The organism is Tepidibacillus sp. LV47, from assembly GCF_048381575.1.
In the GTDB taxonomy this organism is placed as follows: domain Bacteria; phylum Bacillota; class Bacilli; order Tepidibacillales; family Tepidibacillaceae; genus Tepidibacillus.
Window position 1 is genome coordinate 364,088 of sequence record NZ_JBLWIF010000001.1, and the last position, 13,308, is coordinate 377,395.

16 protein-coding genes and 1 pseudogene are annotated in these 13,308 nt (G+C 36.7%); 1 reads left to right on the top strand and 16 read right to left on the bottom strand.

Features of this window, described 5'->3' with window-relative positions; all coding sequences use genetic code 11:
* Positions 1-32 precede the first annotated feature (32 nt).
* On the top strand, positions 33-458 hold the full coding sequence (locus ACMW72_RS01795) for a DUF1885 family protein (protein ID WP_418367122.1): 426 nt from the start codon (positions 33-35) through the stop codon (positions 456-458).
* 75 nt (positions 459-533) lie between these two features.
* Here ACMW72_RS01795 and ACMW72_RS01800 read toward each other — a convergent pair whose 3' ends face one another.
* The 16 genes and pseudogenes from ACMW72_RS01800 to leuD all read right to left on the bottom strand — a co-directional run bounded on the left by ACMW72_RS01800 (position 534) and on the right by leuD (position 13,304).
* The gene (locus tag ACMW72_RS01800) at positions 534-863 is read right to left on the bottom strand and encodes a YolD-like family protein (RefSeq protein WP_418367123.1); all 330 of its coding nucleotides are present in this window, start codon (positions 861-863) and stop codon (positions 534-536) included.
* Positions 860-2,098: a DNA polymerase IV gene (locus ACMW72_RS01805; RefSeq protein ID WP_418367124.1), complete on the bottom strand. Its 1,239-nt coding sequence runs from the start codon at positions 2,096-2,098 to the stop codon at positions 860-862. Before ACMW72_RS01805 ends, ACMW72_RS01800 begins: the two co-directional genes overlap by 4 nt.
* Before the next feature lie 177 nt (positions 2,099-2,275).
* Positions 2,276-2,611 carry a DUF1292 domain-containing protein gene (locus ACMW72_RS01810; protein ID WP_418367125.1) on the bottom strand — a complete coding sequence of 112 codons (336 nt, stop codon included), beginning with the start codon at positions 2,609-2,611 and terminating at the stop codon, positions 2,276-2,278.
* A 45-nt stretch (positions 2,612-2,656) separates the two neighbouring features.
* Positions 2,657-3,160, bottom strand: coding sequence for a hypothetical protein (locus ACMW72_RS01815; protein WP_418367126.1), 504 nt, complete (start codon positions 3,158-3,160; stop codon positions 2,657-2,659).
* Positions 3,161-3,232: 72 nt separating this feature from the next.
* Positions 3,233-4,414: a KamA family radical SAM protein gene (locus tag ACMW72_RS01820; RefSeq protein WP_418367127.1), complete on the bottom strand. Its 1,182-nt coding sequence runs from the start codon at positions 4,412-4,414 to the stop codon at positions 3,233-3,235.
* Positions 4,415-4,417: 3 nt separating this feature from the next.
* Positions 4,418-5,023, bottom strand: coding sequence for a hypothetical protein (locus tag ACMW72_RS01825; RefSeq protein ID WP_418367128.1), 606 nt, complete (start codon positions 5,021-5,023; stop codon positions 4,418-4,420).
* A 184-nt stretch (positions 5,024-5,207) separates the two neighbouring features.
* Positions 5,208-5,837 (bottom strand): TorD/DmsD family molecular chaperone, encoded by a 630-nt coding sequence (locus ACMW72_RS01830; RefSeq protein WP_418367129.1) that lies wholly within the window; start codon positions 5,835-5,837, stop codon positions 5,208-5,210.
* A 12-nt stretch (positions 5,838-5,849) separates the two neighbouring features.
* On the bottom strand, positions 5,850-6,962 hold the full coding sequence (locus ACMW72_RS01835; RefSeq protein ID WP_418367130.1) for a 4Fe-4S dicluster domain-containing protein: 1,113 nt from the start codon (positions 6,960-6,962) through the stop codon (positions 5,850-5,852).
* 63 nt (positions 6,963-7,025) lie between these two features.
* Positions 7,026-7,208, bottom strand: coding sequence for a twin-arginine translocase TatA/TatE family subunit (gene tatA, locus ACMW72_RS01840; protein ID WP_418367131.1), 183 nt, complete (start codon positions 7,206-7,208; stop codon positions 7,026-7,028).
* Between the two features lie 170 nt (positions 7,209-7,378).
* Positions 7,379-8,119 carry an N-acetylmuramoyl-L-alanine amidase family protein gene (locus tag ACMW72_RS01845; RefSeq protein WP_418367132.1) on the bottom strand — a complete coding sequence of 247 codons (741 nt, stop codon included), beginning with the start codon at positions 8,117-8,119 and terminating at the stop codon, positions 7,379-7,381.
* A gap of 234 nt (positions 8,120-8,353) precedes the next feature.
* Complete coding sequence (locus ACMW72_RS01850; RefSeq protein ID WP_418367133.1) at positions 8,354-9,301, bottom strand: biotin-dependent carboxyltransferase family protein; 948 nt, start codon at positions 9,299-9,301, stop codon at positions 8,354-8,356.
* 5 nt (positions 9,302-9,306) lie between these two features.
* On the bottom strand, positions 9,307-10,065 hold the full coding sequence (locus ACMW72_RS01855; RefSeq protein ID WP_418367379.1) for a LamB/YcsF family protein: 759 nt from the start codon (positions 10,063-10,065) through the stop codon (positions 9,307-9,309).
* Between the two features lie 18 nt (positions 10,066-10,083).
* Positions 10,084-10,821 carry a 5-oxoprolinase subunit PxpB gene (pxpB, locus tag ACMW72_RS01860; protein ID WP_418367134.1) on the bottom strand — a complete coding sequence of 246 codons (738 nt, stop codon included), beginning with the start codon at positions 10,819-10,821 and terminating at the stop codon, positions 10,084-10,086.
* A 24-nt stretch (positions 10,822-10,845) separates the two neighbouring features.
* Positions 10,846-12,081: an NRAMP family divalent metal transporter gene (locus ACMW72_RS01865; protein WP_418367135.1), complete on the bottom strand. Its 1,236-nt coding sequence runs from the start codon at positions 12,079-12,081 to the stop codon at positions 10,846-10,848.
* A 248-nt stretch (positions 12,082-12,329) separates the two neighbouring features.
* Positions 12,330-12,536 (bottom strand): annotated as a pseudogene (locus ACMW72_RS01870) (hypothetical protein); the annotation flags it as partial.
* Positions 12,537-12,695: 159 nt separating this feature from the next.
* Positions 12,696-13,304: a 3-isopropylmalate dehydratase small subunit gene (gene leuD, locus ACMW72_RS01875; protein WP_418367136.1), complete on the bottom strand. Its 609-nt coding sequence runs from the start codon at positions 13,302-13,304 to the stop codon at positions 12,696-12,698.
* Positions 13,305-13,308: the final 4 nt, after the last annotated feature.

Sequence of the window (13,308 nt, forward strand, 5' to 3'; positions counted from 1 at the left end):
GCAATTATATGGAATTAGGAGTGGATCGAAAATTGGGTAGAAGCGCATATATCAAATTAGTAGATGGTTCAATACAACAAGAGATTACGATTGAGGATGTAAAAAATCTATTAAACCAATATGTAACGAGGATGACAAAGCTTGGTGATCAGTTAGACTGGGAATACGAAAAAGCAGCTTTCCCCTATACTGTTCAGGAAAAAACGCAAGATGGAGAAAAATATTTACAATTAACTGCTACTGATCCCCTTTATACTTTCCTTCTCATTGGTGTTGGAAAAGAAGAAGTAGATGGCAAAACTCGTTATTATGTCCAAGTTACAATCCCTGATGAAGAACATCGTACACCCGGGGATGTCGCAAAAGGAAATGAATTTACCAAATATCTTGGACAATACCTAAAAGCAGAAACCCACCTTTTCAATGGACGTATTATATACTACAATCCTCGTAAGTAGCAATCATACATAAGTATATTTCATCTTCACTACACAAAATTTGAGATTTTAAGAGTGCATTAGCACTCTTTTTTATTATTGGTATGAAATTACATCGATGATATCATCGAATTTGATCCATGTATATTCATCTTGGTATGTGATCTTTAGTCTTCTTAATTGGGGATCGATTTTTAATATCTTTCCCGTTATCTTGATTTCCTTGTATCGATCAAAAAGGGTGATTGTTACTTTAAGATCATTGGCTATCGCTTCAGAAACTGATTGGGCGATCCATTCTTTTTGTTGTTCATCCAGGATTGGTTTTTCTTTTCTCTCGGCTTCTTTTAATCGTTCATTTAATAATTGACGATGTTCGGCTAACATCATCCGACTTCCTGTCCATAGCAAATTCCCTCGATTCATGCTTCATGACCTCCTATCTTGGTGGCACGATCAAACAATAACCCAGAAGACAATAGGGATGAGGCTCGAAAAATAGCAGTCTTGCCATAGCGTTCGCGGATCTCATCCATTACTTGTCCCAAACGAAGCTTCTTAAGGGGATCAGTAAATAGGCTTAATTGTACTTCCCGATCATCTTCCAGTTGAGTGATATTCACCCCAATACTTCGTACAGGTTTTCGATCCCAGAATCGGTGAAATAAATGCAAAACCCCTTTGTAGATTTCCATCGTATCATTGGTGGCTTCAGGAAGGGTAATTTGACGATGAAATCCTGTAGGATGGTCAAAATCCGCCCCTCTAAGGGATACATGAACCGTTCGCCCTTTTTGATGCATTGACCTTGCTCGTCTACACACTTCTTCTGTGATCTCAAGTAGGACCGTTTCAATCTCCTCTTGAAGATAATAATCCCGTGGCAGTGTGATACTATTGCCAATTCCTTTTTGAAGTTCTGTCGAATTACGTTCAACAGGAGAATAATCGATCCCTTGGGCACTTAACCACAAAACATGCCCCATAATTCCCCAACGTCTTTTCATTTCTTCTAAGGAACGGTTGGCCAAATCACCAATCGTATAAATCCCAATTCGTTCGAGATTTCGCTTCATTCGACTTCCTACACCAAATAGTTTGTCAATGGGAAGTTCTGCTGTGTATTGTCGATAATTTTGATAATTTAATTCAAAGATCCCTTCTTCGTTTTTTTTGGCAAAATTATCGCAAGCCATCTTGGCTTGGATTTTATTTTCACCTATACCCACTCTCGCAAAAACTCCTACCTCTTTCCAAATTCGCTCTTGGATCCGTTTGGCCATTTTAAGAGGGGGGCCAAAAAGAGATTGGCTGGCGGTTACATCTAAAAACTGTTCATCAATGGAATACACTTCAACTTGATCGGTAAATTGTTCTAAAATGTGGGTAATCTGAATCGATGTATCGATATATTTTTGCATATGGGGTTTGACAAATTGAACATTTGGACAGAGACTTTTTACTTGCCAAATGGGCATCGCCGTTTTTATTCCTCTTGCTTTTGCTTTAGGATTGGCAGCCAAGGTAATCCCATGCCGTTTAGCAGGATCACCAACAACAGCAACTGGTTTGCCCTTTAACTTCGGATCAGAAGCGATTTCAACGGATGCATAAAAGCTTTGCATATCTACCAAAAAAATCACTTTTTTCTTTGCTTTCATCGCGCCATCGTCCTTTTTTCTTTACGTTCATGATTGAAACAGAAACATTCGTTCCCCTTGTATTATACACCAATCTAGACAAAATTAGAACGCATGTTCTATATTCATACAAAAAAAATCCCCCCTAAACATGGGAGGATTTAAGTCACTTTCTTTACACAGGAATGGCTGATGAAATTAATCTAATTGGTCTTCTTCATATAGTTTTTCATAAACAGCTAAAACTTTATTCCATTCCTCATCATCTTCAATATCCACTAAAACTTCCTCACCGTCTTCTTCTTCAAGTCGTAAAATGATACCTTCTTCTTGATCGCCTTCAGAGGAAATTAATACAACATAATCCTTGGAATCCACTTCAAACCAAGTGACAATATCAAATTCCTTTTCCTGACCATTCTCATCTAAAAGAATCACCTTATGTTCGTGATGGTGATCATGGTCATGGTCGTGAAGATGTAAGTGAAGGTGATCGTGATCATGATGATGATCATGCTTTTTTTCGTTACTCATTTTATCAATCCTCATTTCTTCTTTATTATTTGCTTTATCGTATCATTAAAAAGTAATGCCGTCAAAATATTTTCCCCTTTTAATGATCGTTTGTGAGACTTTTTGTAATTTCAAAATCTCTGCTTTTTTCATTGATAATTGATATTTCGCTGCTAGATAAGTGGCTTCAGCAAAGTTTTTACCCGTATGACAGACAATTCCATCCGTCGAAAAGGGATTATCAAATAAAACTTGCCATTCCCCGTTACGTTCTTCCTTCGGAACCAGCTGATAAAATTCCTTTTTGTTTTGATAAATTTGCGAGATTTCATCCCAAAAAAATTCCCAAGATGGGCTAAACTGAGTCAAATCAGGGAATAACTTCCTCCCCAATTCTATCCATTCTTCCATCGTTTCAAACCCATTTTCCTCTAATTTTTTCAATTCATCGTAAAAAGATCGATTTAATTCATTGAAGGCAGCAAAACCTGCTTGTTCGACAGCCTTTTTAAAATCTTGCCGATCTTCCTCAGTCATTAAGCTCTTGAAGTCCTCAAACCATTTCCTCATCTAGTTCAATCATCCTTCCAAATGGTTTCCATATTACATTTTAAAATCAATAGAAATAATTATAAATAATCTTTAATAATAGTACCAGATGGATTGGTAATCTTTAATATTTTCTCCCCTTTTCTCTAATTCTTTTAAAAAAGTATAAATGGGTACATCGCGGTACAAGAACGTTTTTTGACGGAATAAATGAGCATCCGAAGGATAAAATTCATAGACTCGTGAACCATCGGCAAGGATCATGATCAATTCATGTTCTTGTGATGCTCTTAAATAATTTTTGCCAATACCCGGGATATTAAATACCGCCTCATCTTCGCGGTCAATACCTGGAGCAAGTCGCGACTCTTCATTTTGCTCTTGAATCATTCTAGCGATGGGAACCCGCTCCTGGGGGATATCTTTTTTAGCATTGAAAGAATAATAAGGATCGACGCCAATAAGTCGAAGTTGTTTTCGTAAGGCAGCCATTTCAAAACGTCTCGCATTATCGATGGTATAAATCGATTGGTTATAGACATGAACCCCTGCTTTTCTTAACTTTTGAACAGCCTCCATCGCTTCTAAGGTAACCTCAGAAGCATGTTCAAAATGAGTCATCAGCGAAATTTCCCTTCTGCCTGTAATTTGGTAGGAACTTAGAAGATGGACCAATGAATCTGTAATTCGACTCGGTAAAATGACAGGAATCCGAGTGGAAACACGAATTCGCTGAATATGAGGGATATCTGCTAAATGAGAAAGAATCTCTTCGATAATGTCATCATCAAAAATCACAATATCCCCTGCAATGAGTACTTCTGTTACTTCCGTATGTCGTTTAAACCAACGAACCGCTCGCTCGATCTTCTCCATTTGAACAGGTTTTTTCTTACCAAGTGCATCGTTCATTTCCCAATTTCGTTCCCCATATAAACAATATTGGGTATGGGTAGAAATCGGCTTAAAAATAGCGATCATTGGATAGCCTCTGCGAATCGAGATCTCTTCTGGTGTACGTTTGCTTTTTGTAAGCAACTCTGTATTTTGATGTTTCTTGATTTGAATTAACCTTTTAATATAATGAAGTGGAGGAAAAGCCTGATTTCGTATCGCATGATCATTTTTCGTCGAAGAATCACTTAGATCCAGTAATGATAAATAATAGGGTGTTATACCAAAAGGAATCTGATGTTCATTGGCTAACTGGATCGATTCTTTTTCTTTTTCAGTAAGTTTCGTAAATGACTCTAACTCTTTCAAGTCACGGATCACATGTTAACATTGCCAGTTCCAATCTCTCCATTCTTTATCGGTAATGCCAAATTTCGCTTTTATCATCTCTTGGTTTCGTCGTCTCTGTTTGATGACTTTATAGTCTAAGCCGCTTGGATATCGTTTCATCCAAGCCTTGACTTCTTGAGATAATTCATCCAGACGGCTCCACTCTGGATGTGTCGCTATTGGTTTTTCTTCTTCCTGCTGTTCTAAACCTGTTGTACCTTTTAATGCTCGTAAGAGAAAAAGAATCTCATAAGCAAAACTTAAGCTAACATCGGAATAACGATGTTCTATACATTTTCTAAGAGTTTGCAATACAGAAAAATGGGTCAGCGACTCATGACGCGGTGAAAAAAGATTTTTCAAAACATGCAAAGCCTGTTGAGAACGATGACGTTGAATGGGATCCATATAACAGGACTCTAAACAGTGAAGTTCGAAACGAAAAAAATATTGATAGATTTCTTCTCTGATTTGTTCTTCATCTATATCTTTCATAATAATCTGGCAAAACCCAGGATTTTCCTTTTGAATTAGTTGAATGACTTCTTCAATTTTATCAGAGTCAATGATGAGATCTTCTTTATCAATGTGGAAAATCACCTTTCTTCCCCCCCCTAAAACTTATTCACCGAAATCTCTGTTCACTTGATTGTACCAAATCTATACAAAAAAAGGAGAAGAATTCAGAAACATTCAAAGAATTGTTAAAAAGAAATGAAAAATAAAGAACAAAAAAAGACTTGCACTTTTTAAAATGATAGAACGTGCAAGCCCAAGTTTCCCATCAGACAGAAGCACGTATTTGGTTTTCATAATCAAGAATATCAATCAAAACATCAGTAACATTTAAGTAAAAGTCACTATTCCTCACCTTGCTAAGTTTTAGTCGAAAGTCGTTCAACCAATCAAAATGATCCATGAGCAACTGTTTCACTTGATCATCAGTTCCCTCTTTAATTAAAAAAGCAAGGAATTCTAATAATAAAGTAAGGTGATCAGGCATGTTGCTAAACTCTTCTGGGATCTCAAGTTGAAATTGTTCGTACAAGTATTTCAGATGCAATGCCGAATCTCCAAAAAAATACCCCTTGCTGTTTGCGATTGGTAAAGAGAATGTTGGATCGGTTGTCCACACTTTATATACCGATTCAACAGGTGGGGCGTAAGGTCGTTCTACCCCCATAAAACAACGAATAAACTCTTGTTTCATATCATAAAAACTATTGAACCTATTTTTAAAGGAAAACTTTGGTACGGGGTAACGAACAAATTGAGTCAATTCTGCTAATCTTTGATCGGTCAATCCTTCTGTTACTTCATAATAGAATTCTTCCGTTGGGTATTTAAAGAATTCTGCTAGTATAAGGTAGATTTCTTCTAGGGCTTTCTTGTGCTCCAATCCTTCGTTTGCCATTGTTCTTCCCCCTTATATAAAAAATCTCATGGGATCTTTCTCATTTTGTACTTTACAAATTGGACAGATTTCTCCATCTATTCTAGATCGAAATTCATCACCGCACTTTATGCAAATTTTTCGATCAAACATTTTTAATACACTTGGTTTTGCTGATAGGTATTCATTTAAGGCTATGGGTTTGATTTGAATACTATTTTCTGGACAAGACAAGCAATTTTGACAAGCTATACAATGCTCTGCAGTAAATAAGAGTTGACTTACATTTTCTTCATTTTCCCAATACAAAGCTTCAGTTGGACAAAGAGTTTCACAAATGTTACAGCCTACACAAGAATCATTGATTTCTAATTTCAGAAATTTTGTCTCTGGCAGAGTTGTTTCTCCATATCCATTTTTTTTATTATGTTGAAAAACAATCTGATTAAATAAGTTCCTCTTATAAAAGGTTTTTTCTTTTTTGGTTAATCGATCAACTTTTGATTCTTCTTTCTCTTCCTCCTCTTTTGGTAAGAATACCTCTCTTAAATTTTTAATAGAGAGTTTTTTCAATAGCTCCCTTCTTGTAATCCCATCAACAATTTCATCGTTTGGATCAGTTAACGGATCCATTGTTAGTTGAATTCTTAATGGTATAGAGAGAGAATATGACTTCAATTCTTCTCGCAATTTTTTTAAATGTTCTTTTGGATTATACCATTCTGCTTTTTCACAGTTTTGACATGGTTCAATGGTAAACGTTATCACTTCTTTTCCTTTTCCATAACTTAATAACAGAGGCAAATCTAAATAGAGATAACAAGGGATTTTGATCCCTTTTTGATAAGACTCCATTCGTTCACAAGTAATCTGTGCTTGGGGATGTTCTTCGATCTGTTTTTTTACGACTTGATAAGGTTTTTGCACATGATCGATCGCTAATACTGGACAAGCACTTACACATGCTCCGCAATTGATACATTTTGAATGTTGGATGACAGGAATTTGTGTTTGAAAGGATATTGCTTGAGTGGGACAATAATCAACACATTGCCTGCAGCCAATATCTTTTCGAAGATAATTCAAACAGATTTTTGGTTCAACTGAAATGGATTCACTAAGTAATCGCTGCAGTTCCTCTCTCATACACCCACGTCACCTCTAATCCCTTTCCAACCAGAACGAATTGCTAAGAAGCAAAGAATAGCACTATTTTTCTTCTTTCTTTTTGGTTTCTACTTCTTCATCGATTAAGTCTTTGGTTGCACTCTTGAATTCCTTCAACGTCCTCCCAGCAGCCCTTCCTAATTCAGGAAGCTTTTGCGGACCAAAAATAATCAAAGCAATGACTAAAATTAAGATCAATCCCGGAACTCCAATATTTGATAACATGTTCATCACTCCTTAATAAAGTTTGAGATAAATTTCACATTCTTTCTTACAATTCTTATTTTATATTATACAGGATAAATCATAAAAAAAGACTTTGGATTTTTGAAGATTTAACGACAAAAAACCAAGGGGTATTCATTCCTCCTTAGTTTTGTGAAGATCAAAACGAATTAAACTCGTTGTATAAGAATGTTTTTCTTCCTCTGGCTTACATATTTCACAACTAGATCTGCAATCGATTCTGGATTATCATAAGCCCCAACTTGTACACCATCTATGATTATGCGATGAACAATGCCATCCAATTGATCATTATGATCAGAATTTTGGTCATCATCATTATGACTTGGTTGGGGCTCTTTGTAAGGAACTCCAAAATAATTACAGATCCCTTTTGCCGTGTCTTTGGCCATTTGTTCCATGAAAGCTGAATTTTTCAGACGTCGAACATCGTTGATATTATCGATGAATGCATACTCTATAATCACTGCTGGAGCTTTGGTTTCGCGGATCATATGATAATAATCCCGTCCATTTTGTCCAACTCGCGTATAAATTCTACGAAAAACTTGATGTTTGGAAATTTCGGCTCGTAATTTTTCGGCTAATTCTTTTCCTTTTTCACCGATGATCGAATGGATAATTTCTGCACCTTCACCACCGCCGGCATTGTTATGGATGCTTACTACTATATTGGCACCACTTTTATTAGCCTTATTTGATCGTGCCTGTAGACTTACATAGGTATTTTCGTCGCCAGCTAGTTCAACGACTTGAATCCCGTTGAACTTGAGTAAGTCTCGAACTTGATATCCAATTTTACGATTTAGAACTTTTTCCACTAATCCATTCGCCATAGCTCCACTATCTGAACCACCGTGACCATAGTCAAGAGAAACAAGAAATGCCACTTTTATACACCTCCCTTTCTTTTTCTCTATTTCTCATTTTATGAGCAAAGAATATGAAAGAATCTAAGAAAAACATCTATCTTTCCACTTACTAATCTCTCGTCTATAAAAGAAAAGTATAAAGAATGGGATGAAAAGATGACATGAAAAGACTTGTCATCTTGAAAGATTTGGTGATCCTATAAAAAAAAAGACATTTGTCATTGACAAATGCCTTAGAGCTTTTACCCAAATTTAGCTTACTAATTTTAAGATGGATAATTTTTCCTCCTGTTCTCTATATAATTTTTGACTTTTTTGAACAGATATAGGTTTGAAAGAAAGGGTTTGTCCTGGGCGAAGTTGGGCGACAAGAGGAATATCCACTGATGCGATGACCCCGATTTTTGGATAACCACCAGTAGTTTGATGATCACTTAACAAAATAATTGGTAACCCATTGTTTGGAACTTGAATCGCTCCTAAAGGAATGGCGTCTGTGATGAGATTTTTATTTATTTGGTACTTAAGGGGTTCCCCATCTAAACGATATCCCATTCGATCCGATTGTCTAGAAATGGTATATACAGTTGAAAAGAATGTTTGAATACTTTCTTTGGTAAAATAATTGACTTGTGGGGAGATGACTACACGTGCTGTTACATGATTTGAATAGGTGGGAATCAATTCTTTTGCTAAACTTCGCTTTAGTAGCTTTTCAATATTGCCATTACTTTTCCCTAAAAGGATATCTCGATTCTTTAAAAGACGCCCATAACCACCAAAGTGTCCACGAAGATAAGTTGATTTGCTGTTCAAAAAAACTTCCCCATCAATTCCTCCTCGGATCGTTAGATAATTAATATATCCTTCTTCAGGAACACCAATTTCTAAATAATCTCCTTTTTCTACAGGGAATGCCCTCCACATCGAAACTGTTTTGCCATTTAACAATACTCTCGTTTTCGCACCTGTAATTGCAATATAGGACGAAGATAATACGCGAAAAGCGGTATTTCCATAAAACATTTCAATCGCCGCTTCACCTTCGCGATTCCCTACTAGATAGTTCCCTAGGCGTAATGCATAGGTATCCATTGCTCCACCTACAATAACACCATATTGTTGATAACCATACCTTCCAAGGTCCTGAATCGAGGTATGTAACCCTGCTTTAGTAATTTCTAGTATGGGATGATTCATCTCATTCACTCCACGATAGATTTGCCAATGGGGATGAGTTCGATTTGCTCTGCTATTAACCGATCATGTACAGCCTTAGCCAAAGTCAGGGCATGTTCGCCATCACCATGAATACATAATGTATCTGCATCCATTGGAACCCAAGTACCATCTGTTGCTTGAACTCTTTTTTCTTTGATAAGACGTACCACTCTTTCTGCAGCTTCATTAGGATCTTGAACATAAGCATTTGGTTTCATTCTTGGGGTAAGAGAGCCATCTGCTTGATATGTACGATCTACAAAAAATTCCCGAGCCACCTTTAATCCCTTTTCATTGGCTGCACGAAGCAATTCTCCTCCATCAATTCCAAATACAATGAGATTCTTATCAAAGTCATAGATGGCATTTACAATCGCTTGGGAAAGTTCAAAATCCTTGTGAGCCATATTATACAAAGCACCATGGGGTTTCACATGTTGCAAAGGAACTTGATGCAAATCTGTAAAAGCTTTAATCGCTCCTAATTGATAAAGTACATCATTATAGATTTCTTCAGGACTTACTTTCATTTCCTTACGACCAAACCCACGGATGTCATAAAGTCCTGGATGAGCCCCTACTGCAACTCCTATTTCTTTCGCAAACTGAATTGTCTGATGAATTGTCTTTGGATCCCCAGCATGAAAGCCACAAGCCACGTTGGCAGATGTGATATACTTCATCAACTCTTTGTCATTTCCCACTTTAAAATGGCCAAAACTCTCCCCCATATCGCTATTCATATCAATTCTCAATCTTAATCACCCTTCTATTTTTTCGATTTTTACTTGGTAGGTTTGGTTCTTAATTTCTTTTTCGATTTGTTCATATTGTTCCAAATCAATGGAGACAAAACGGATAAAATCGCCTGCACGTAATAGTATAGGATTGGGCTCTTGATTTTTATCAAAAAGAGGGACAGGGGTATGGCCGATAATTTGCCATCCCCCTGGAGTTGATAAAGGATAAACCCCAGTTTGTTTCCCTGCAATTCCTACTGATCCAGCTGGAATCTGAACCCTTGGCTTGTCTAATCGAGGAGTATGTAAGATCTCTGGCAATCCTCCTAAATAAGGGAATCCTGGAGCAAATCCAAGCATATAAACGCGATAATCAACAGAAGTGTGAATGCGAATGACCTCCTCCGGGTCGATTCCATGGTAATTAGCGACATAATCTAAATCAGGCCCATATTTGCCACCATAGAGAACAGGAAGATAGATTAAACGATAGTTCTTTATGTGATAAGTCAATTCTTGACTAAGCCACTCTTGTATAAGCCTTATGATTTTTTCATAAGACAAAATAACTGGATTATAGTAAATCGTGACATCTGTATACGTAGGTACCCACTCGATTATTCCTTTAACGACATATTTGGCTAAAAATTGAGCAAAGGCAATGACTTTTCCATTGATTTCCGGGGAAATCTCATCGCCGAACTTTAAGGTGATTGCGCTATCTCCCATGGGATATACCCTTACCCCATTGACCACCATTTTGATCCCCCCTCAGCCTTTACGCTACTTCCAAAGATCGGCAATTCCTTGTAAAGAAACCCATCCTGCATATGCAGTAATGATTACAGCAACAAAGCCAAAAATAATCATCCAAGTGGGATGTTGATAATTTTCTCCCACGATTTTTTTATTACGTGAAGCAAATAGAATCGATCCTAAGGTTAAGGGTAGAATCAATCCATTCAGTGAACCAGCCAATACTAATGTTTTAACAGGTTTTCCAACGAGGGCAAAGATCAGTGTTGAGATAAGAATAAAGGCCATAATGATATAATTGTTATATTTATCGAAGAAGGGATGTAATGAACGTAAGAATGAAACACTGGTATATGCTGCACCAATAACGGAAGTAATCGCAGCAGACCATAAAACAATTCCAAAGAATTTATATCCCAAATCCCCTAATGCAATTTTAAATACATCGGCAGCAGGATTGGCTGGATCCAATTTATGATTTGCTACAACAACTCCTAATACAGCAAGGAATAAAAGGACACGCATCACACCTGTAACAAGAATACCAAGGATTGAAGCTCGATTTACATAAGGAATATTTTCCTCTCCTGTAATTCCTGCATCTAATAAACGATGCCCACCAGCAAATGTGATATACCCTCCAACCGTTCCCCCAATTAAAGTAATCATCGGTAAGAATAAGATACTATAATCATCAGGGAATACACTTTTTATAATAACTTCTCCATAAGGCGGATTTGAGATAAGCGTAACATAACCAATCAAAATAATCATGATTCCACCTAAAATTTGGGCAATCAAATCCATCGCTTTCCCAGCTTCTTTTAAACTAAAGACGATAATGGCTAAAATAGCAGAGATGATCGCACCAGTTGTAGGCGAAACACCGAAAATCACATTTAAACCTAAACCTGCTCCGCCAACATTTCCTATATTAAATGCAAAACCACCAAATACAATTAAGATAGCAATAAAATAACCTAGACCAGGTACGACCATATTCGCAATATCTTGTCCTCGTTTTCTTGATACAGCAATAATCCTCCAAATATTTACTTGCGCACCAATATCAATAATAATCGAAGCTAAAATCGCAAAGGCAAAATTCGCGAGAAATTTTTCCGTAAAAACTGTCGTCTGTGTTAAAAAACCTGGCCCAATGGCAGATGTTGCCATGATAAAAATTGCACCAAGAATAATTCCTAACTTCCCTTTTTGCTTTTGTTGCTTTGATGTGTTTGTAATCATCGTATGATCTGCCATTCTTGATTCACTCCCTAATACGTTTTAAACATTTTCTTTTTCATGTAAGTTTTCATAACAATTGTAGAAGTTATGATAAAATATTAGTCTAAAACTCCCTCCTCCGTCAATAATTTAAAAAATAATTAAAAATTTTTCCTTAATAAGATAATATGAGCTTGTATGTTCTAACGCCCAAAAGATATGCTTATAGAAACATACAAGCCAAAAGCAAAAAAAAGAGGGTTTCCCCTCTAAAAATATAAGCTTTAAGCTTTTACGTTTTTATCATTAACCTTTATATCATATTCCTCTGAATTCGAGTTACCCATTCGACGAAAAATCGTAGCAACAATTGGACCAGAGATATTATGCCAAACGCTAAAAATGGCACTAGGTACAGCAGACAAAGGTGAGAAATGTGCTGCGGCAAGAGCAGCGCTTAAGCCGGAGTTTTGCATACCTACTTCAATAGATGTATTTCCCTAACCAGACAAATGAAGATGGAAAGAAGTAAGCTAAGACAGCAAAAAATAACACCCATACAGCAAACGTTCTTCCTACAAATGAACTCAATCTAGCTAGTGTATTCAGTTTAATCACTCCTCACAATGCAATATGAATAAATTCTTTTACTAATAAGAAATCTTGTAATATGATGGCAAATTTTCTTCATATGCTTTTATCTTTTCTTCATGTTCAAGGGTGATCCCAATATCATCAAGGCCATGAAGTAGTAAGTATTTGCGATAAGGATCCACTTCAAAGGTGAATTGTAAACCTTCATCATCTTGAATCGTTTGTTCCTTAAGATCAACCGTCAATTGGTATCCTTCTTTTTCTCTGACACGTTGAAAAATCTGATCCACTTCTTCTTCTGTTAAGCGAATGGGTAAAATGCCGTTTTTAAAACAGTTGTTATAAAAAATATCGGCAAACGAAGGTGCAATAATGACTTGAAATCCATAGTCAAGTAATGCCCATGGCGCATGTTCCCTTGAAGAACCACAACCAAAATTCGCCCTTGTAACAAGAATGTTAGCTCCTTGGTACCTCTTCTGGTTTAATTCAAACTCAGGATTGGGTCTACCTTGATGATCAAATCTCCACTCATAAAACAAAAATTGTCCAAACCCAGAACGTTCAATTCGTTTCAAAAACTGTTTCGGAATAATGGCGTCAGTATCCACATTCACCCGATCAAGAGGCGCAACGATACTGGTTAATCGATGAAAAGGCTTCATCAAC